Annotated in this window: 19 protein-coding genes; 1 reads left to right on the forward strand and 18 read right to left on the reverse strand. The window is 61.6% G+C overall.

What is annotated here, in order from left to right; genetic code table 11:
* Positions 1-625 precede the first annotated feature (625 nt).
* Positions 626-868, reverse strand: a complete 243-nt coding sequence (locus ABIB36_RS21265; protein ID WP_143542096.1) for a hypothetical protein — start codon at positions 866-868, stop codon at positions 626-628.
* Between the two features lie 387 nt (positions 869-1,255).
* Positions 1,256-2,545: a UDP-N-acetylglucosamine 1-carboxyvinyltransferase gene (gene murA, locus ABIB36_RS21270; protein ID WP_084346421.1), complete on the reverse strand. Its 1,290-nt coding sequence runs from the start codon at positions 2,543-2,545 to the stop codon at positions 1,256-1,258.
* Positions 2,546-2,599: 54 nt separating this feature from the next.
* Between murA and ABIB36_RS21275 the strand changes: the two genes are divergently transcribed.
* The gene (locus tag ABIB36_RS21275; RefSeq protein ID WP_084346422.1) at positions 2,600-3,184 is read left to right on the forward strand and encodes a cob(I)yrinic acid a,c-diamide adenosyltransferase; all 585 of its coding nucleotides are present in this window, start codon (positions 2,600-2,602) and stop codon (positions 3,182-3,184) included.
* Positions 3,185-3,207: 23 nt separating this feature from the next.
* On the opposite strand, the gene ABIB36_RS21280 is transcribed toward ABIB36_RS21275, so the two are convergent.
* From ABIB36_RS21280 to rpmE, 16 genes are all read right to left on the reverse strand, one after another.
* Positions 3,208-3,645: a DUF2550 domain-containing protein gene (locus ABIB36_RS21280; RefSeq protein WP_084346423.1), complete on the reverse strand. Its 438-nt coding sequence runs from the start codon at positions 3,643-3,645 to the stop codon at positions 3,208-3,210.
* A 31-nt stretch (positions 3,646-3,676) separates the two neighbouring features.
* Positions 3,677-4,036 carry a F0F1 ATP synthase subunit epsilon gene (locus ABIB36_RS21285; RefSeq protein WP_084346424.1) on the reverse strand — a complete coding sequence of 120 codons (360 nt, stop codon included), beginning with the start codon at positions 4,034-4,036 and terminating at the stop codon, positions 3,677-3,679.
* 30 nt (positions 4,037-4,066) lie between these two features.
* Positions 4,067-5,515 carry a F0F1 ATP synthase subunit beta gene (atpD, locus tag ABIB36_RS21290; protein ID WP_084346425.1) on the reverse strand — a complete coding sequence of 483 codons (1,449 nt, stop codon included), beginning with the start codon at positions 5,513-5,515 and terminating at the stop codon, positions 4,067-4,069.
* A gap of 3 nt (positions 5,516-5,518) precedes the next feature.
* Positions 5,519-6,493: a F0F1 ATP synthase subunit gamma gene (locus ABIB36_RS21295; RefSeq protein ID WP_084346426.1), complete on the reverse strand. Its 975-nt coding sequence runs from the start codon at positions 6,491-6,493 to the stop codon at positions 5,519-5,521.
* A gap of 54 nt (positions 6,494-6,547) precedes the next feature.
* Complete coding sequence (gene atpA / locus ABIB36_RS21300) at positions 6,548-8,191, reverse strand: F0F1 ATP synthase subunit alpha (protein WP_084346427.1); 1,644 nt, start codon at positions 8,189-8,191, stop codon at positions 6,548-6,550.
* Positions 8,192-8,282: 91 nt separating this feature from the next.
* Complete coding sequence (locus tag ABIB36_RS21305; protein ID WP_084346428.1) at positions 8,283-9,110, reverse strand: F0F1 ATP synthase subunit delta; 828 nt, start codon at positions 9,108-9,110, stop codon at positions 8,283-8,285.
* Positions 9,111-9,117: 7 nt separating this feature from the next.
* Positions 9,118-9,681 (reverse strand): F0F1 ATP synthase subunit B, encoded by a 564-nt coding sequence (locus ABIB36_RS21310; protein ID WP_084346429.1) that lies wholly within the window; start codon positions 9,679-9,681, stop codon positions 9,118-9,120.
* Between the two features lie 7 nt (positions 9,682-9,688).
* On the reverse strand, positions 9,689-9,937 hold the full coding sequence (locus ABIB36_RS21315; RefSeq protein WP_084346430.1) for an ATP synthase F0 subunit C: 249 nt from the start codon (positions 9,935-9,937) through the stop codon (positions 9,689-9,691).
* Between the two features lie 69 nt (positions 9,938-10,006).
* Positions 10,007-10,783 carry a F0F1 ATP synthase subunit A gene (gene atpB / locus ABIB36_RS21320; RefSeq protein ID WP_176224990.1) on the reverse strand — a complete coding sequence of 259 codons (777 nt, stop codon included), beginning with the start codon at positions 10,781-10,783 and terminating at the stop codon, positions 10,007-10,009.
* Positions 10,784-11,144: 361 nt separating this feature from the next.
* Positions 11,145-11,591 carry a Cg1360 family ATP-synthase-associated protein gene (locus ABIB36_RS21325; protein ID WP_084346432.1) on the reverse strand — a complete coding sequence of 149 codons (447 nt, stop codon included), beginning with the start codon at positions 11,589-11,591 and terminating at the stop codon, positions 11,145-11,147.
* Positions 11,592-11,622: 31 nt separating this feature from the next.
* The gene (locus ABIB36_RS21330; RefSeq protein ID WP_084346433.1) at positions 11,623-12,849 is read right to left on the reverse strand and encodes a glycosyltransferase family 4 protein; all 1,227 of its coding nucleotides are present in this window, start codon (positions 12,847-12,849) and stop codon (positions 11,623-11,625) included.
* Positions 12,846-14,129, reverse strand: a complete 1,284-nt coding sequence (gene glyA, locus ABIB36_RS21335) for a serine hydroxymethyltransferase (protein ID WP_084346434.1) — start codon at positions 14,127-14,129, stop codon at positions 12,846-12,848. The genes ABIB36_RS21330 and glyA overlap by 4 nt, the downstream gene beginning before the upstream one ends.
* Positions 14,126-14,794: an L-threonylcarbamoyladenylate synthase gene (locus tag ABIB36_RS21340; protein WP_084346435.1), complete on the reverse strand. Its 669-nt coding sequence runs from the start codon at positions 14,792-14,794 to the stop codon at positions 14,126-14,128. Before ABIB36_RS21340 ends, glyA begins: the two co-directional genes overlap by 4 nt.
* A 70-nt stretch (positions 14,795-14,864) precedes the next feature.
* Positions 14,865-15,749 carry a peptide chain release factor N(5)-glutamine methyltransferase gene (gene prmC / locus ABIB36_RS21345; protein WP_354563499.1) on the reverse strand — a complete coding sequence of 295 codons (885 nt, stop codon included), beginning with the start codon at positions 15,747-15,749 and terminating at the stop codon, positions 14,865-14,867.
* A gap of 79 nt (positions 15,750-15,828) precedes the next feature.
* Positions 15,829-16,908, reverse strand: coding sequence for a peptide chain release factor 1 (gene prfA / locus ABIB36_RS21350; RefSeq protein WP_084346437.1), 1,080 nt, complete (start codon positions 16,906-16,908; stop codon positions 15,829-15,831).
* A gap of 109 nt (positions 16,909-17,017) precedes the next feature.
* The gene (rpmE, locus tag ABIB36_RS21355) at positions 17,018-17,257 is read right to left on the reverse strand and encodes a 50S ribosomal protein L31 (RefSeq protein WP_084346438.1); all 240 of its coding nucleotides are present in this window, start codon (positions 17,255-17,257) and stop codon (positions 17,018-17,020) included.
* Positions 17,258-17,422: the final 165 nt, after the last annotated feature.

Below are 17,422 nucleotides of genomic sequence, written 5' to 3' on the forward strand. Positions count from 1 at the left end.
ATGATCATCGACATCGGATGCTTTCACCAAATATAAAATTCGGCACTGACATTCATCGACACACTGTTGAGTTCTCAAAGAACACGCACACACCACACAACCACGAAAATAATGTTCTCGCAGCGCCTGGGGCAACTGTTCCAGCGTATCCCAGCTTGGTCTCGGATGCAAAGATCCAACTCTTGGGGGATATTCTGTTTACTACAAGCCATTGAGACGAACTTCGTACAACCTCGTTGTCCCTGTCCGTGAAGACCGGGTCGGTGTCCGTGTCGCTCTGACTCGACAAAAGTTACGCGAGAGTGCACCCCTACGCAAATCGCCTGGTCACGGCAGTCCAGTCTCATATCGCCCCAGCTCAGCGCTCGGTCAATGCCGCCACACTCCCCAAACCAGCGACATTTGCCGACTGTGACGCCGGACATAGTGTTCACCAAGGTCTTCGAGTCCAGTTGCGGACGTCCCCCGGCGCCTGGAATTCGGCATCGAGACGGCGGTGAACTGCGGCTCCTACAAACCTGCCGTCGGCACCTGATCTGCTTCGGCGGCTATCGCATCGTCGCCAGGCCTTGGACCGCCGGCGGTCATCACTCGCTAGCCGAGCGCACTCCTCGGCACCATCGCGTCAGGGATTGATGCACGGAAGGACCCCCGGCTGACGATCGCCGCAAAGTCCACTCTCGTCACACCGTTCGATACCGAAGACCGGTGGCGGAATGCCGAAACCGTGAGCGAGCACCGACTTCAGGCGAGGAGTGTTGTAGCCCGTGCCCTCGTCGAGCAAGGATTGGAGGCCCACACCGGAGACAATGGGACTCACCAGCCAGGCGAAGAAGGGGTCTCGTTCACCGGGCCTGAGCGCGGTCACCGCCCACACTCAACGGCAACCCGCTTCCGAACGGCGGGAGAGGGCAGTGCGCGGACGACTTCGTTCTTGTCGAGCACACCACGCGAACACACCGATGCAACCTCGAACGAGAAGGGACGCGTCGCAGAATGCCAGCGTTTGCGAAAGCCGTTCTGGCACAGCCGTATCCGGCAGACTCACCTGCTGACCGACCAACTGGCCGTGGTCGGATCATCCAGCACCCGCGTAGTTACGTCACACCTCGACCTGACCGTTGGCTCCTTACCTCAGACGGTCGCGACCCCACGCCTGGATCACGGACTACTTCACGGAAAGCAACACCACGTGCCCCAGTGCCTTGACCGCCTGGGGCACGATTGTCAACCCCGAGCTAGCGGTGCAGCGCCGTCACTGCAGAAGCTCTGTCACCAAGGGCGCAGCTTCTTCGCTCACGCGCTCGATGTTGCCACCGAGGTCGGTCAGGTTCTCGACGAACTTCGGATATCCACGGTCTATGTGGAAGACGTCGTGAACCTCGGTGACGCCATCGGCACACAAACCAGCCAGCACCAGGCCTGCTCCTGCCCTGATGTCCGAGGACCACACCGGAGCGCTGGACAGCTGAGGCACACCGCGAACGACCGCATGATGCCCATCCGTTCTGGCATCGGCCCCCAGCCGGATCATCTCTTCGACGAAGCGAAAACGCGCCTCGAACACGTTTTCGGTGATCATCGACGTGCCGTTCGCTACCGCGGCCAATCCGATCGCCATCGGCTGCAGATCAGTCGGGAAACCGGGGAAGGGCAACGTCGCGAAATTGACCGCTGTCGGACGCTGGTGTTGAACGACGCGGAATCCGTCGGCCTCCAGGCTTATCTCGGACCCGGCGGAGCGCAGCTTGTCGAGGACAAGGGAGAGGTGCTTGGGGTTGACACCGCGAACACGGACATCGCCTCGCGTCATGGCCGCAGCAATACCCCAGGTCGCCGCGACGATGCGATCACCGATAACCCGATGAGTCGTCGGCGTCAAGGACTCGACACCCTTGATTGTCAAAGTCGAAGTTCCAGCACCCGAGACCTGCGCCCCCATGTTGTTGAGCATGTTGCACACATCGACGATGTCCGGTTCGCGGGCAGCGTTGTCGATGACGGTCTCACCCTTTGCAAGTACCGCAGCCATCAGGATGTTCTCGGTGGCCCCGACCGAGGGAAAGGCGAGGCGAATGTTTGCCCCGCGTAGCTCGTCAGCCTCCGCCACCACACAACCGTGCTGGATTTCGCTGTGTGCGCCGAGCAAGCGGAGCCCGGATTGATGCATGTCGAGGGGCCGCGACCCGATTGCATCGCCACCGGGAAGAGCAACCACCGCTCGCTTGCACCTGGCAACAAGCGGCCCCAGCACGCAGACCGAAGCCCTGAATTGTTTGACTGCCGGAAAATCCGCGTGATACTTCGGCTCTGCCGGCGTGGTGATGTGCACGACCGAACCCTCGAGTACAACCTCGCAGCCCAGGCCTCGCAAGACCTCGGCCATCAGAGGAACATCGAGTATGTCCGGACAATTGGTAATGGTGCTCGTCCCCTCGGCCAACAAGGTTGCCGCCATCAACTTGAGCACGCTGTTCTTCGCACCGCCGACAGACACCTCGCCGACGAGTCGGTTTCCTCCGGATACCAAAAAGCGTTCGCTCACGGTTCAACAGCGTAGCCGGGTCCGACTTCCCTACTGGAGCGGTACCGTTGCTCCATGGCTGTGCACTTGACCCGTATCTACACTCGCACCGGTGACGACGGGACGACCGGACTGAGCGATTTTTCCCGTGTCACCAAGAACGACCCCCGTCTTGTCGCCTACGCCGACTGCGACGAAACCAACGCAAGTCTCGGAGTCGTTCTGGCGCTTGGAAATCCGCCGGAAAAGATCGTGAAGGTCATTCGGACGATTCAAAGCGATCTGTTCGACGCAGGCGCAGATCTGTCCACACCCGTCGTCGCAGAACCCAAGTACCCGCCGCTACGAATCGATCAGTCGTACGTCGACAGATTGGAACAATGGTGCGACGAATTCAACGAAGAGCTCGATCCGTTGACGTCGTTCATACTCCCGGGTGGAACACCACTCGGAGCGCTCCTCCACACGGCTCGGACGATCGCTCGACGCGCCGAAAGGGCTGCATGGGCCGCTGTCGACGCGAGTCCCGAGGACACCAGCACGTTGCCGTCCAAATACTTGAACAGGCTGTCCGATCTACTGTTCATCCTCAGTAGGTATGCCAATCCTGGCGGCGATGTTCAGTGGGTGCCGGGAGCGTCGCGCTCTAGCGGCGAGTGATCACGCTCGAACGCCCCACGCGATCAACCTGCCGGCCGTCCGCGCTGCGATCTGCCGGACGGACGTGACTCCAGCCATGACATGAAGGCGGTCCGTGCGCCTCGGTCGAGGGCGATCTCGAAATGGCGGCCGGCGTCGGTCAGCTCGAGCACCGCAATTTCGTCGCTCATGATGTCGAATTCGTTCTCGCGGGGTTTACGCCGCTCGCCTACCTCGATGCCCTGACGGGTCAGCTTGTGGTCCGGACCCGGACGTAAGCTCGAGAGTTTGAAGAAAACTACGGTGTTGTCGCCGTATCGGATGACGCCGTGGCGCCATCCACTTCCGCCCGAGGACGGCGTCACGCGCATGATCGCGGCGGTTCCACCTTGGCGAAGAATGGTCAGTCGATACAGAAAAGCCGCGACGATTGCTGCGAGCAGCACAACCAGAATGACCAGAACAATCATTCCGATGCGCATGTCGCAGACTCCGTCGCGGCTTCTCGTTGATCTAGGCGCGCTCAGCGGCGCGAACTCGGCCCTTCGCGATTGCGAGGGCTTCCTTGTCGTCGCCGCCTGCGTCGAGCACCGAGCGAGCTGCATCGACGTCTATGTCCTGAGCAAAGTCCGCAGACTCCGCCAGAACGGTGACGGTCTTTCCCGTGACCGACAAGAATCCGCCGTGCACAGCAGCGACGATCTTCTCTCCGTCGGTCGTGGTGATGGACACGGTCCCGGCCTCGACCAGCTGGCCCAACACGGGCTCGTGCCCCACCATGATGCCGATCTCGCCCTCCGTGGTCTGAGCACTCACCAGGGTCGCGTTACCGGACCACAGTTTCTGCTCGACCGCGACGAGTGAAACCTCCATGCCGTTCGTTTCCGAAGAAGTCACGTCGGGCTACTTTCCGGCCATCTTCTTGGCTGCTGCCTCGACGTCGTCGAGACCACCACAGCTGTTGAAGGCCTGCTCGGGAAGGTGGTCGTACTCGCCCTTGGTGACCTTGTCGAAGGCCTCGATCGTGTCGGTCAACGACACGACCGATCCGGCTTCACCGGTGAACTTCTCGGCAACAATGAAGTTCTGGCCGAGGAACTTCTGGATACGGCGCGCGCGGCCGACCAGAACCTTGTCCTCTTCCTGAAGCTCGTCCATACCGAGGATCGCGATGATGTCCTGCAGTTCCTTGTACTTCTGCAGGATCCGCTTGACCTCGTTGGCGACGCGGAAGTGCTCTGCGCCGACAATGCTGGGCTCGAGGATTCGCGATGTCGAGCTCAGCGGGTCCACAGCGGGGTAGATACCCATCTGCGAAATCGGACGCGAAAGCTCGGTCGTTGCGTCGAGGTGCGCGAACGTCGTGGCGGGCGCCGGGTCGGTGTAGTCGTCGGCGGGAACGTAGATCGCCTGCAGTGAGGTGATCGAGCGTCCACGGGTCGAGGTGATGCGCTCCTGGAGCTCACCCATCTCGTCCGCCAGCGTCGGCTGGTAACCCACGGCGGAAGGCATGCGGCCCAGGAGGGTCGACACCTCCGAACCTGCCTGTGTGAAACGGAAGATGTTGTCGATGAACAGCAGAACGTCCTGACCCTGGACATCGCGGAAGTACTCCGCCATGGTCAGCGCCGACAGAGCGACGCGCATACGCGTGCCCGGCGGCTCGTCCATCTGGCCGAAGACAAGGGCGGTGTCCTGAAGGACGCCCATCTCTTCCATTTCGAGGTAGAGGTCGGTTCCCTCACGGGTGCGCTCACCGACGCCTGCGAACACCGAGGTGCCCGAGAACTCGCGAGCAATACGGGTAATCATCTCCTGGATGAGAACCGTCTTGCCCACGCCGGCACCGCCGAAGAGGCCGATCTTGCCGCCCTTGACGTACGGGGTGAGAAGGTCGATGACCTTGATACCGGTCTCGAGGATCTCGGTCTTGCCTTCGAGCTGATCGAAGGCTGGTGGCTTGCGGTGGATGCCCCACTGCTCGCCGTCACGGCCGAGGCCGGGTGTGTCGAGGCAGTCACCGAGGGCGTTGAAGACGTGGCCCTTGACGACGTCGCCGACAGGAACCGAGATCGGCTTGCCCGTGTCGGTCACCGAGGTTCCACGAACCAGGCCGTCGGTCGGCTGCATCGAGATGGTGCGGACCAGGTTGTCACCGAGGTGCTGAGCAACCTCGAGTGTCAGGGTCTTGGCCACCGTGGGCAGAGTGATCTCTGCATGGAGAGCGTTGAACAGGGCGGGGATGGCGCCGCGCGGGAACTCGACGTCCACAACGGGGCCGATGACCCGAACGACACGGCCGGACTGTGTGTCCGCTCCGCTCGCGTTCTCTTGGGCTACTGCTGCGGTCATTGCTTAGTCACTTCCTGCGCTGTCAGCCAACGCGTTAGCGCCACCGACGATTTCGCTGATTTCCTGGGTGATCTGGGCTTGCCGAGCCTGGTTAGCCTGACGGCTGAGAGTCTCGACCAATTCGTTCGCGTTGTCCGTCGCGGCCTTCATGGCGGTACGGCGTGCAGCCGACTCGGACGCAGCCGCATCGAGCAGCGAGGAGTAGATCCTCGTGCTGATGTACTTCGGCAGCAGAGCCGACAGAAGCGTTCCTGCCTCTGGTTCGAAGTCGTACTGGGCTTGGACATCGGACGCAGACGGGGAATCGGTGAGTGCATCGGCACCCATTTCGATTTCTTCGTCCGTGTACGAGACCTCCAGCGGAGCCATCCGACGCACCTCGGGCTTTTGCGTCAGCATCGACACGAAACGTGTGTAGACGATGTGCAGTTCGTCGACACCTTCGATGGTGCCTTCACCGTTCGGCGCATCGACTTCGTTGCCGGAGCCTGCCATGAAGAGCTCGACCAGGTGCTTACTGGCCTTGGCTGCGTCGGAGTAACCGGGCTCCTGCGAGAAGCCCGTCCAAGCTGCCTTCACATCGCGCTCACGGAAGGTGTAGTAACCGAGCCCTTTCGCCCCGAGCACGTAGATGACTGGATCCTTGCCCTCTTTGCGAAGAAGCTGGAAAAGCTCTTCCGCCTCTTTGAGGACGTTGGAGTTGTAGCCACCGCACATTCCACGGTCGCTGGTGACTACCAGAACCGCGGCACGCTTGGGCTCAGGACGCTCGTTCAGTAGCGGGTGGTCCAGCGAACCGGACGCACTCGCCAAAGCCGAGAGCACATTGGTGATCTCCTCCGCGTACGGCTTCGACGCCGCAACGCGGGCCTGTGCCTTGATGATTCGCGATGTCGCGATCAATTCTTGCGCTTTGGTGATCTTCTTGGTCGAGTTGACCGACTTGATCCGGGAACGCAGCTCGAGAATGCTTGCCATCTAGCTGTTCACGCTCCCTTCTCTACTCGTGAGAACACTGATCATGTCGCTGACCTACTTGCTGACTGTCTTGCGAGTGACGTTGACCTGTTCCTGGTTAACCTCGTCGGCGTTCAGCGTGTCCGCTTCTGCCTCGTTGACTACCCGGTTGCCCTCGGAATCCAAGAAGCCGGACTTGAACTTCTCGGTGGCCTCGGTCAGCGCCTTCTGCGCGCCATCGTCGAGTGCCTTGCCGCCGGCAATGCTCTCGTAGACGCCGCTGGCGTTGCGATGCAGGTCTTCGAGCAGCTCGGTCTCGAACCGGCGCACGTCGGCAACCGGAACGGAGTCGAATGCACCCTGGCCAGCGAGCCAGATCGAGACGATCTGATCTTCGACGGCGACCGGGGAGTACTGATCCTGCTTGAGCAGCTCGACCAGACGAGCGCCGCGCTCGAGCTGTGCCTTGGAGGCGGAGTCTAGGTCGGAGGCGAAAGCGGAGAAGGCTTCGAGCTCACGGAACTGAGCGAGCTCGAGACGCAGCGAGCCGGAGACCTTCTTCATTCCCTTGGTCTGCGCAGCGCCACCGACACGGGAGACCGAGATGCCGACGTTGATTGCGGGACGAACACCCTTGTTGAAGAGGTCGGACTCGAGGAAGACCTGACCGTCGGTGATCGAAATGACGTTGGTCGGGATGTAGGCCGAGACGTCGTTGGCCTTGGTCTCGATGATCGGCAGTGCCGTCAGCGAGCCGCCACCCAGTTCGTCGGACAGCTTCGCCGAGCGCTCCAACAAACGGGAGTGCAAGTAGAAGACGTCACCGGGGTATGCCTCACGGCCCGGCGGGCGACGTAGCAGCAGCGAGATGGCACGGTATGCCTCGGCCTGCTTGGTCAGGTCGTCGAACACGATCAGAACGTGCTTACCCTGGTACATCCAGTGCTGGCCGATGGCCGAGCCGGTGTACGGAGCAAGCCACTTGAAGCCGGCCGAATCGGATGCGGGAGCCGCGACGATCGTCGTGTACTCGAGCGCACCGCGCTCCTCGAGAGCAGCCTTGACGCCTGCAATCGTGGAGCCCTTCTGACCGATGGCGACATAGATGCAGCGAACCTGCTTGTTCTCGTCGCCGCTCTCCCAGTTGGCCTTCTGGTTCAGGATCGCGTCGATGCAGACCGCGGTCTTACCGGTCTTGCGGTCACCGATGATGAGCTGGCGCTGTCCACGGCCGATCGGGGTCATCGCGTCGATGGCCTTGATACCGGTCTGGAGCGGCTCTTCGACGGGCTGGCGCTCGAGCACCGAGGCTGCCTGCAATTCGAGAGCGCGATTCTCGCTGGACTCGATGTCTCCGAGGCCGTCGATGGGCTGTCCGAGAGGGTTGACAACGCGACCGAGGTAGCCGTCACCGACGGGGACGGAAAGTACGTCACCGGTCCGCTTGACTTCCTGGCCCTCTTCGATGTGCTCGTAGTCACCGAGGATGACGGCACCGATTTCGGTGGCGTCGAGGTTGAGTGCAACACCGAGCACTCCACCGGGGAATTCGAGCAGCTCGTTGGACATAGCCGACGGCAGTCCCGACACATGGGCGATTCCGTCGCTCGTGTCAGTAACCGTGCCGACCTCCTCGCGGGAGGACTCCGGTGAGTAGCTCGCGGTGAAGTTCTCGATCGCGCTACGGATCTCGTCGGAGGAGATCGTCAGCTCCGCCATATTTTTTCCTGCTCTTCCTTAAATGATCGCGGTGTCCAAGGCTTCGAATTTTCGAAGCGCTTCTTATCGGACTGTGGTGTCCGTACTCGGACTACTTGAGTGTCTTTCGCAATGCAGCGAGGCGGCCTGCCCCACTACCGTCGATGACCTCGTCGCCTATCCGGACCACGAGTCCGCTGAGCAGTTCGGTATCGACCTCGACGTGAACGGTGACCGGCTTGCCGTACGTACGGGTCAGCGTCGCGGTCAGCTTTTCGAGCTGACTGTCACTGAGTGGAGCCGCACTGGAGACGTGCGCAACGATCTGATTGCGCACCTGCGCGGCAAGTCCTGCCAAATGGTCGAATGCGTCGGCAGGCGCCGCCTTGCGGAGTCGACCGACAGACTGGAGTGCCAACGCCTCGGTAACTGCTGTCACCTTGCCGTAGAGCAGGCGTCCGAGAAGTTCGCGTTTCGCGTGAACAGGCTTGCCGAGATCCGACAGGTTCTGTTCGAGCACGGGGTTGGCCGCCACGATCCGACCCAGCCGGAACAATTCGTCCTCGACCGTATCGAGCTGATCCTGATCTGCTGCGGCGCGAAGCAGAGCTTCACGTCCCAGTTCGACCAGAGAATTCAGCAGATCCGATGGCTTGGACCAGCTGTCCGAAACAGCACTCACGAGAATCTTCGTAGTGGTCTCGGACACCTTGCCTGCGAACAGTTGCTGAGCGAGCGCGCTGCGGCGTTCGGCCGAAACCGACGCATCCGCGAGCGCGGTACGCAACGTGCGCTGCCCGTCGAGCGTCTCCACGACTGCGAAGAGCTCGGCACCCGTCTGCGCGGCAGCAGCAGTTGCAACTCCTGCCGACGCAGAACCCAGTGCATCGTTCGCAACCGAACGCGTGCGGGCAAGAGCCTCACGAGAAGTTGCGTACATGGTTATCTCACTTTCCGGCTGCAGAGTCAGCGGTGACGGAGTCGAGCTCGCTCAGGAAACGGTCGATCGAGCCTGCTCGCTTCGCCTCGTCGGACAACTGCTCTCCGATGACCTTCTCAGCGAGCTCTACTGCTGTGCGTCCGAGATCGCTTCGAAGTTCCGTGACGATCTGCTGACGCTGAGCAACGAGCTGATTGTGGCCTGCGGCCACGATCCGGTCGCTCTCTTCCTGCGCCTTCGTCTTCATTTCAGCGAGGATCGCCTGACCCTGGGTGCGCGCTTCCTCACGGATTTGTGCAGCCTCGGAACGTGCCTCGGCGAGCTGTGCATTGTAATGCTCGAGTGCTGCCTTGGCCTCGGCCTGAGCTTCTTCGGCCTTCTTGATGCCGCCTTCGATCAGATCTCCGCGCTCGGTCAATACCTTCTGGAAACTCGGAAGAATGTACTTCCAGAAGATGAAGCCGATAATGGCGATGCAGATCGCAGACCAAACAATGTCGTATGTCGCGGGGAGCAGAGGATTGATGTCCTCTTCGGCCTCCGCGGCCAAGATTGCGATGTTGGTTGCCATGTGGGGATTAACCGAACAGGAAGCCGGCGACGATACCGATCAGCGCGAGCGCTTCGGTGAACGCGATGCCGAGGAACATGTTGGTACGGATGGTGCCCTGCAGTTCGGGCTGGCGAGCGATGCCCTCGATGGCCTTACCAACCACGATGCCGATACCGATACCAGGTCCGATCGCGGCGAGACCGTAACCGATTGCACCGTATCCAGCGCCGGTCACCGTGCTGGTCGTTTCCTGTGCCAGGTACGCGAGGCTCATTAGAATTCCGTTCCCTTTCTGTTGCCCACTCGCCGGACGGCGCGTGGGTCAGGTCTAGCTAGTGGTGGATCAGTGTGAATCTGCGTGCAGCGCAAGGTCGATGTACACGGCTGTCAGCAGCGCAAAAATGTACGCCTGCAAGCCGATGACCAAGAGTTCGAAGAGAGTGAAGCCGAAACCTGCGGTCAGCGAGAAAATACCGAAGATCTTCATTCCCGCCGCGGCCTGGAAGAAAAAGAACTGAGTCGCGCTGAAGAACAGCACGAGCATGAGGTGGCCGGCAAGCATATTGGCCATGAGACGAACAGTCAGCGTGAACGGCCGCAGGATGAAGGTGGAGATGAACTCGACCGGCACCAGAACGAAGTGCAGCGCGAGGGGCACATCCGGAACCACGATGCTGCTCTTGACGTACTTGAACAACCCGTACTTCTTGATACCGACGTAGTTGAACGCCACGTACGCAATCAAGGCCAGAACCAGTGGCATACCGATTCGAGCGTTGGGCGAGATGTTCAGGAACGGAATCACCGACGAGAGGTTCATGAACAGAACCGCAAAGAAGATGGTCATGATGATGGGCGCGAACCGTTTGCCCTGCTCTTTGCCGAGAATCTCGTCGCAGATCTGCTCTTTGACGAAACTGAGTCCGTACTCGACGACGTTCTGCAGCCCACGAGGAACGATCTTCGGGCTTCTCATGGCGACCGCGAACAACACTACGAGCACGAGGCTCATCAGGATGCGGATAAGCATCAGCCGGTCGAGTTCGAAAGGGGTCCCTTCGAACAACACGGCGGGAGGAAAGAAGTCGGATATAGACGGCGGATGGAACTCCGCAGCCAGGTTGGTGACGCTCAGCGGTCTCTCCCGTGTTCGGGCCGCAGACTGCTAAGACTGCGGTTCGATCGGACATTGACGATCTATCAAGTCGACGATATCGGCTCGAGGTCGTCAGCAGCTGAGGCCTTGTCTTCACCGGCCAGCGTCTGTCGGGTGTCGGCGACTCACGTCGACTCGGCAGCTTGTCGAGCGCGTCTCGAAACTACGCACGCGCTTTCGGCTACCTGTAAAGATTGTCGTGCTCGCGAAATGTCCTGTTCGCGGCAGTTCAACCCTCACTTGGTCGGAACTTTATCAACCCAACTACGACGTTGTGTAGGTGGGGCCTCTTCTTGACCGATTACGACACAGTGTCGTACTACGTTCAGTCGGACTCGTGCTTGTCGGGCTGTTCGTCCACGTACGGCGCTTTGGTACGGACGACACCGTAGACCTCCGCCCCCAAAACGAGCACCAACGCCGCCACCACGACGAGTGCCAGCGACTTCTCACTGTAGAAGTCCATATCCTTGAGCAGCCCGAGGACGACGATCGCCAGCAACATCTTGACGAGCCAGCCGCCCAGGAGAACCGCACCGACCATCGTCGGCGGGAACTTGGACGTCAAGGCAATGGATAGGGCCGTGGTCAGAATGAACCCCCCTCCGAGGGCAGCGCCGATGAGCGCACCCCACAATCCTGGCAGCCCCGCGAAGAGGGTAGCGATGATCGCGCCGAGAACAGTCAGCACAACCAAACCGATGACGCCGTAGCGAACGGCGGAACGCATCGCGTCGGATTGATCGGGCACGGGCGCAGGAGAGAAGCTCACAGACGCACAGACTACCCAGCACAATCACTCGTCAGGACCGACGGCCTCGTCGACTGCTGTTCCTCGCGCGTCTTCGCTCTCGTGCCATGTCGAGTCGGACGGTCGGTACGGCGGTCACCACCAGCGCGAATACCAAACCCGCTGCCACGAGCAGGACGACGATTCTCCGATCGATCAGTGACGATCCGACGGCGCCGAACGCCAGAACCCCGACCCACAGATAGATCACCAGCACCACGCGGCGATGGGAATGACCGATCTGCAGCAAACGGTGATGCAGGTGCATCTTGTCCGGGCTGAAAGGGCTGCGTCCGGCGCGTGTTCGTCGTACGACGGCAAGAAGCATGTCCAGCATCGGAATGAACATGACGGCACCGACGAGGAGGAGTGGCGTAAGAAGTCCGACCAGATCCCGGGGCCCGTAGGCGGTCAGCGGGATACGGCCGGAGGCGCTGGTCGATACCGTGGCCAGCATCAGCCCGATCAGCATCGAACCCGAGTCACCCATGAAGATCCGCGCCGGCTGAAAGTTGTGCGGCAGGAAACCGAGGCAGGCACCGGCCAATGCGGCAGCTATCACCGCCGGCGGGTAGACGCCGACGTCTCCCCCTTGCTCGTTGAGCAGACCGACGGAGAAGATACAAATTGCCACCGAGGCGATCAGCCCCAAGCCCGCAGCGAGGCCGTCGAGGCCGTCGACGAAGTTCATCGCGTTGACCATCACCACGGTGACGAGAACCGTGACCAGACCGGCTTGCAGTTGATCGAGCACGACCGTGAAGCCGCCGTCCGACCAGGGCACATAGATGATGTACCAGCTCACGCCCATCACGACGAGCACACCGGCCGCGGTGACCTGGCCAACGAATTTGGTGAGTGCGTCCAGGCCCCAACGATCGTCGATAACTCCGACGCCGACGATCACGAAGCCGGCGACGAGCGCAGCAGGGATGTCCTGGGTGTACCCGAAACCGCGTGCAAGCGCTGGGAGTTGGGATGCGAACAGCAATGCGACCAGCATTCCGAGATACATGCCGGTCCCACCGAGTCTCGGTGTCGGAACGACATGAACATCACGCTCACGTGGTGCTGCAACCGCGCCGAACTTGTTCGCCAGCACCCGGACGCCGCCGGTCGCAAGAAAAGTCACGACCGCAGCAGTCAGACACACCAACAACAATTCTCGAATGGGGACGCCGGCGCCCTGGTTCGCCTGGGCCAGCACGTCGTAGGGTGCACCCACGGCGACGACGTTCATGCGCGAGAATAGGCCGGCTTGCGTGAGACGAGGTCGCCGACCTCTGCCTTCACAGCGGCAATCTCACGATCACCGACGACCGTCCCCTGTTCTGCGCGAACCGCACGTGCGACGAGCTTTCCGACGACGGCCATCTCGGACGTGTCGAAACCCTGCGTCGTGACCGCGGCCGATCCGACCCGTATACCGGATGCCACCGCAGGCGGAGCGGGGTCGAAGGGAATCGTGTTCTTGTTGAGCGTTATCCCCGCTGCCTCACACCGCGATTCCGCGCTGCGGCCATCGATCGCGAGACCTTGCAGATCCAGTAGCGCGAGGTGGGTATCCGTTCCGCCGGACACCGTGCGCATTCCGGACTCGACGAGCGAGTTGGACAAGGCTTGGGCGTTGGCTACGACGTTCAGCGCATATTTGCGGTAGCTCGGCGTCGCAGCCTCGGCGAACGCCACAGCCTTTGCCGCGATGGTGTGCATGAGCGGTCCACCCTGGCTGAACGGGAAGACTGCTTTGTCGATGGCACGAGCGTGATCGGCACGGCACATCAGCATGCCGCCGCGAGGACCTCGCAGAACCTTGTGGGTGGTGGCGGACACGACATCGGCAAACGGGACCGGAGACGGAATAGCCTGGCCCGCAACGAGACCGATGAAGTGAGCCGCGTCGACCCATAGGATGGCGCCGACCTCGTCTGCGATCGAACGAAAGTTAGCGAAGTCGATGAGGCGTGAGTACGCCGTAGCTCCGGCAACGATGATCTTGGGACGATGCACCAACGCCAGATCTCGTACTTCGTCGTAATCGATCAGCTCGGTGTCTTTCCGAACATGATAGGGAACGGGGCTGAACCACTTGCCCGAGAAGCTGACTTTCGAACCGTGAGTGAGGTGTCCGCCATGAGGCAAGCTCATGGCCAGGACCGCGTCGCCCGGTTTTGCGAACGCAGCGTACACAGCAAGATTCGCGTTTGCGCCCGAGTGCGGCTGAACATTGACATGGTCGGCACCGAACAGTGCCTTTGCCCGATCGACAGCGAGGTTCTCAGCGCGATCGACCATCTCGCAACCGCCGTAATACCGATGTCCGGGATACCCCTCGGCGTACTTGTTGGTGAGGATGCTTCCCTGCGCAGCCATCACTGCCGGGCTGGTCAGATTTTCACTGGCGATGAGCTGCAGTCCACCGCGGACCCGCTCCAGCTCACCGAGCAGGACATCGGCGATCTCCGGATCCTCAGCGTGCAGTTCGGCGAAGTCCGGGCCGTAGAAAGGCGCTTCACTCATGCGCTGGCACTCCCCCGCAGCAGACTCTCGACAGGCACGCCGAGAACCTCCGCGACAGCCGCTGCAGAGATCGCGCCCTCCCTGAGGATCCGCGGTGTCTCGGAGGTCAAATCGACAATGGTGGAGGCGACAGCGTGCTCGGACGGACCACCATCGAGGTAGACCGCAGCCGCCCCACCGAGCTGATCACGTGCCTCACCGACGGTGGTGGCTGGGGGTTGGCCGGAGATGTTCGCACTCGAGACTGCCAGCGGTCCCACTTCGCGCAGCAATTCGAGGGCGACAGGGTGCAGCGGCATCCGAAGCATGACTGTTCCCTGCGCATCTCCCAGATCCCACGCCAACGAAGGAGCTTGCTGGACGACGAGACTCAGCGCCCCGGGCCAAAAGGCCTTGATCAGATCGCGCGTCCTCGGGCGTACACCGGTAACGAGTCCGTCGATGGTGCTCCAGGATCCGACGAGAACCGGAACGGGCATATCGCGTCCTCGCCCCTTGGCGCGCAACAGATCGGTGACAGCACTGCTGTCGAATGCATCGGCGCCGAGTCCGTACAGGGTGTCGGTGGGCATCACGACCAGACGACCTGACTTGAGGGCGCCTCTGGCTGCGGTCAATCCTGCCGCGCGGGAGTCGGCTTGCTGGCAGTCGTAGACAGTGCTCACCCCTCTATCCTGTCACTGCGTTCCGGCCACAGATTCCCGAGCCTCACCCTGCGCGCCTCACAGGTGAAGTTCAGGACTCCGGAGTGACAGCTCGAGATGCGACGACGAACCGTGGACGGCCGGTCAGGTCGGGGTGCGGAGCAACGTCGGTGAATACTCGCCTGCGCTCGAACAATTCTGCGACCCGTTCGCCGTGCGAGTCGTCGTGCTCGACACCGACTCCCCCGCCGACCCGAAGCCACCGCGCAATGTTGTCGATCATCGGCCCGATCACCGACAGTCCGTCCACGCCACCGAACAGCGCGATGTGGGGGTCGTGATCGGCTACCTCGGGTTCGAGAACGGCGTCCTCAGGGATGTACGGAGGGTTGGCGACGATGACATTTACCCGACCGTCCAGCTCTGCCAGTAGTGACCGATCGGTGACGTCGCCGTGGTGAAGGGTGATGGGGGTGTCCCCGAGCCCTGCGCGCAAGTCGGCATTGCGTCTCGCCCAGGCAAGTGCCGAAGGGTCGAGTTCGACAGCGTGGACCTGAGCGTCGGGTCTGGCGTTCGCCACGGCGAGGGCGAGTGCTCCCGACCCGGTGCACAGGTCGAGGACGACGGGAGGGCGATGATCGACGCCTTCGAGGAAGGCGAGCGCCCACCCGAGCAGCAACTCGGTCTCCGGACGCGGAACGAACACACCAGGGCCGACCTCGACGTCGACATTGCCCAGAGCTGTTGTGCCGGTGATGTATTGAAGAGGAATACGCTTTGCCCGTTGAGCGATCGTCTTCTGATAGGCGTCGATGACCTCCGGTTCCACGAGCGGCACGAGGCCCAGCCGACCACGCTCGACACCGAGGAGATGCGATGCCAGCAATTCGGCATCGACGCGGGGACTGGGAACTCCAGCAGCCTCGAGCGTCGACGTCGCTTCGAGAATTGCCAGGCGTAGTGGTTTACGGGTCACCGGTACAGCGTGCCATGACGCCGCGAGGTGAAGGAAAACGCCTGTTCAGAGCACAAGGGGACGAGGAAAACAGCCGAAACTACTCGGCCTGCATCCGTGCTTCACGGTCGGCCTTGCCCAGCGCATCGAGCAACGCGTCGAGTTCACCGTCGAGCACGGCATCCAAGTTGTGCGCCTTGAACCCGATGCGGTGATCGGTGATCCGGTTCTCGGGAAAGTTGTACGTGCGAATCCGCTCCGAACGGTCGACGGTACGAACCTGGCTCGCCCGTCCGGCCGCTGCCTCTTCGTCGGCAGCCTCCTCCGCTGCGGCTTGCATTCGCGCTGCGAGCACCTGCATGGCACGGGCCTTGTTCTGCAGCTGTGATCGCTCGTTCTGGCACGTGACCACGATTCCCGTGGGAAGGTGCGTGATTCGTACGGCGGAGTCGGTGGTGTTGACGCCCTGACCGCCCTTGCCCGACGAGCGATAGACATCGATGCGGAGATCGGTCTCGTCGATCTGGACTGCCTCCACCTCGTCGGGCTCCGGATAGACCAGAATTCCCGCCGCGGAGGTGTGCACTCGACCCTGAGATTCGGTGACGGGCACACGCTGCACGCGATGCACCCCGCCTTCGAACTTCAGCCGCGCCCACACGCCGTCGAGCGAACCGGACTTGGCCTTGATCGACAATGTGGCGTCCTTGTATCCGCCCAGGTCCGAGACGTTCGCGTCCAGTATCTCTACCCGCCATCCCCGACGTTCGGCGTACCGGAGATACATGCGCGCAAGATCAGCGGCGAACAGCGCCGATTCCTCGCCGCCCTCCCCTGACTTGACCTCCATGACGATGTCGTCGCCATCGTGCGGATCACGCGGGGCCAGAAGGTCTGCGAGTGTGTGTTCCAAGCGAACTACCGTCGCTTCGAGGTCCGGAATCTCCGCGGCGAACGAAGCATCGTCGGCCGCAAGTTCGCGGGCAGCTTCGAGATCGTCCTGTGCGGTCGTGAGCTTGCCGTACACCGACATGATGGGTGCCAGTTCGGCGAAACGTTTGCCTGCTCGACGCGCCGCCGAGGGATCGTTGTGCAGCGCGGGATCGGCCAGCTGCTGCTCGAGGCCCGAATGCTCGGCGAGAATATCGTCGATTGCCGAAGGCTTTGTCGTCCTCGCCATGATATTTCTCCGTCTTCAATAGATCCACAGTCGCTGCACGACACAGTCACCACATGAAAAAGCCGACGCCCGCCCTGCATACTTCGCAGGACGGGCGTCGGCGGAACAGCTATGCGTCGGCGTCGGCTTCGGTCTTCTTGCCGGCGCGCTTTCCGTAACGAGCCTCGAAACGTGCAACGCGACCACCGGTGTCGAGAATCTTCTGCTTGCCCGTGTAGAACGGGTGGCACTGCGAGCAGACCTCGACGCTGATGCGCTCTTTGTCGGTGGTGCTGTGGGTTTCGAAAGTATTGCCGCAACCGCACACAACAGTGGTGAGCGTGTAGTTGGGGTGGATTCCTGCCTTCATGGTGTCCCTTACCGTTCTTCTAGTGGTCGCCGGGTCGCCCTCGCCAATCGAGGACGTGAACCGGAACCGGACTCAGCCGTTCAGTATGCCAGACGAAATGTCTGACCCGATCACCGGATCTTTCGCCCGATGTCTCGATGCCGACAGGTGCAACAACACTCGCAC

Origin of the sequence: Rhodococcus sp. UYP9, from assembly GCF_040547235.1 — a bacterium.
Classification (GTDB): Bacteria; Actinomycetota; Actinomycetes; order Mycobacteriales; family Mycobacteriaceae; genus Rhodococcoides.

What these genes read in the sequence shown, in the direction of transcription:
- atpD (WP_084346425.1), bottom strand. Translation starts at nt 5,515, where the DNA reads ATGACCGCAGCAGTAGCCCAAGAGAACGCGAGCGGAGCGGACACACAG.
- ABIB36_RS21330 (WP_084346433.1), bottom strand. Translation starts at nt 12,849, where the DNA reads ATGAACGTCGTCGCCGTGGGTGCACCCTACGACGTGCTGGCCCAGGCG.
- ABIB36_RS21280 (WP_084346423.1), bottom strand. Translation starts at nt 3,645, where the DNA reads ATGCGCATCGGAATGATTGTTCTGGTCATTCTGGTTGTGCTGCTCGCA.
- glyA (WP_084346434.1), bottom strand. Translation starts at nt 14,129, where the DNA reads ATGAGTGAAGCGCCTTTCTACGGCCCGGACTTCGCCGAACTGCACGCT.
- atpA (WP_084346427.1), bottom strand. Translation starts at nt 8,191, where the DNA reads ATGGCGGAGCTGACGATCTCCTCCGACGAGATCCGTAGCGCGATCGAG.
- ABIB36_RS21310 (WP_084346429.1), bottom strand. Translation starts at nt 9,681, where the DNA reads ATGGCAACCAACATCGCAATCTTGGCCGCGGAGGCCGAAGAGGACATC.
- prfA (WP_084346437.1), bottom strand. Translation starts at nt 16,908, where the DNA reads ATGGCGAGGACGACAAAGCCTTCGGCAATCGACGATATTCTCGCCGAG.
- ABIB36_RS21295 (WP_084346426.1), bottom strand. Translation starts at nt 6,493, where the DNA reads ATGGCAAGCATTCTCGAGCTGCGTTCCCGGATCAAGTCGGTCAACTCG.
- ABIB36_RS21275 (WP_084346422.1), top strand. Translation starts at nt 2,600, where the DNA reads ATGGCTGTGCACTTGACCCGTATCTACACTCGCACCGGTGACGACGGG.
- ABIB36_RS21305 (WP_084346428.1), bottom strand. Translation starts at nt 9,110, where the DNA reads ATGTACGCAACTTCTCGTGAGGCTCTTGCCCGCACGCGTTCGGTTGCG.
- ABIB36_RS21285 (WP_084346424.1), bottom strand. Translation starts at nt 4,036, where the DNA reads ATGGAGGTTTCACTCGTCGCGGTCGAGCAGAAACTGTGGTCCGGTAAC.
- ABIB36_RS21315 (WP_084346430.1), bottom strand. Translation starts at nt 9,937, where the DNA reads ATGAGCCTCGCGTACCTGGCACAGGAAACGACCAGCACGGTGACCGGC.
- rpmE (WP_084346438.1), bottom strand. Translation starts at nt 17,257, where the DNA reads ATGAAGGCAGGAATCCACCCCAACTACACGCTCACCACTGTTGTGTGC.